Source organism: Micromonospora sp. NPDC047753, assembly GCF_040642735.1.
Lineage (GTDB): Bacteria > Actinomycetota > Actinomycetes > Mycobacteriales > Micromonosporaceae > Micromonospora.
Map to the genome: position 1 here is coordinate 1 of NZ_JBEYSL010000820.1, position 1,645 is coordinate 1,645.

The following is a 1,645-nucleotide window of genomic DNA, read 5'->3' on the forward strand; positions in this document are numbered from 1 at the left end:
CGTTCCCTCGCCCGCGCCATGCTGAGCGGCATCTTCGTGGTCAGCGGGTATCGCAATCTACGCGACCCCGGCCGGCTCGCGGTCGGTGATCCGGACGAACGGGGTGGCCCGGCGCAGTTCCACCAGGGGCAGCCCACGCCGCTCGGCGGCGGCGGCCATCACCCGGGGCACACCGCTGACGTACCGGCGGCCCAGCTCGACGACGAGCCCGGAGACCCCGACGTCGGCGAGATCGCCGATGAACGCGCGCAACCCGGCGTCGTCCCCGGGCAGACCGATGCCGGTGGTGAGCACCAGTTCGCCACCGCCGAGCAGGGTGGCGATGTCCGGCACCTCGGCGACGTGCACCCAGCGGACGGGTCGGTCCAGCCCCTCGTCGCCGGCGACGACGCGTGGCGCGCCGTGGCGGACCGGGCCCAGGGCGAGGACCTCACGGACGGTAGGGAACACGGCCGACACGCTACCGTCCGTGACGCCGGAACTCGACTCGCCACCGGCGCGAGGGGTCAGTCGACGCCGAACTCCATAGCGGCGCGGTCGAGGGCCGCGTCCTCCGGCGAGGCGACGCCCCGGGACGCGATGGCTTCCGCGCCGCCCTCGGGCATCGCGCCGATCAACCCGGTGGAGGCGGCCTGCGCGGCCCCGATCATCCGTTGCGGGTTCCCACCGCCGACCAGCCCGAGGGAGGCGTACTGCTCCAGCTTCGACCGCGAGTCGGCGATGTCGAGGTTGCGCATCGTGAGCTGGCCGATCCGGTCCGACGGGCCGAACGCCGAGTCCTCGGTGCGCTCCATGGACAGCTTGTCGGGGTGGTAGCTGAACGACGGGCCGGTGGTGTCCAGGATCGAGTAGTCCTCGCCCCGGCGCAGCCGCAACGTCACCTCACCGGTGACCGCCGTGCCGACCCACCGCTGCAACGACTCGCGGAGCATCAGCGCCTGCGGGTCCAGCCAGCGGCCCTCGTACATCAGCCGACCGAGGCGGCGACCCTCGTTGTGGTAGTTCGCCAGGGTGTCCTCGTTGTGGATGGCGTTCACCAGCCGCTCGTACGCGTAGTGCAGCAGCGCCATCCCGGGCGCCTCGTAGATGCCTCGGCTCTTGGCCTCGATGATCCGGTTTTCGATCTGGTCCGACATGCCCAGGCCGTGCCGGCCGCCGATGGCGTTGGCCTCCAGCACCAGGTCGACGGCGCTGCCGAACTCCTTGCCGTTGATCGTGACCGGGCGACCCTGGTCGAAACCGACTGTGACGTCCTCGGTCGGGATCTCCACCGACGGGTCCCAGAACCGGACGCCCATGATCGGGTTGACCGTCTCGATGCCGGTGTCGAGGTGCTCCAGGGTCTTCGCCTCGTGCGTGGCGCCCCAGATGTTGGCGTCGGTCGAGTACGCCTTCTCGGTGCTGTCGCGGTAGGGCAGGCCGCGCTCCAGCAGCCACTCGGACATCTCCTTACGGCCACCCAGCTCGGTGACGAAGGCGGTGTCGAGCCACGGCTTGTAGATGCGCAGCATCGGGTTGGCCAGCAGGCCGTACCGGTAGAACCGCTCGATGTCGTTGCCCTTTGGCCGATCGGGCTCCAGGGCCCGGCGCAGGTCGGCGACGAAGGTCCGGATCGCTCCCACCGCGCCGTCCGGGTGCACGCCAC

Annotated in this window: 1 protein-coding gene and 1 pseudogene; both read right to left on the reverse strand. The window is 70.9% G+C overall.

Annotated features, from left to right (window positions below; genetic code table 11):
• Positions 1-81: 81 nt before the first annotated feature.
• Positions 82-459 (reverse strand): annotated as a pseudogene (locus tag ABZ749_RS34885) (PucR family transcriptional regulator ligand-binding domain-containing protein); the annotation flags it as partial.
• Positions 460-506: 47 nt separating this feature from the next.
• On the reverse strand, positions 507-1,645 hold a 1,139-nt coding region (gene argG / locus ABZ749_RS34890; protein ID WP_357235623.1), incomplete at its 5' end, for an argininosuccinate synthase.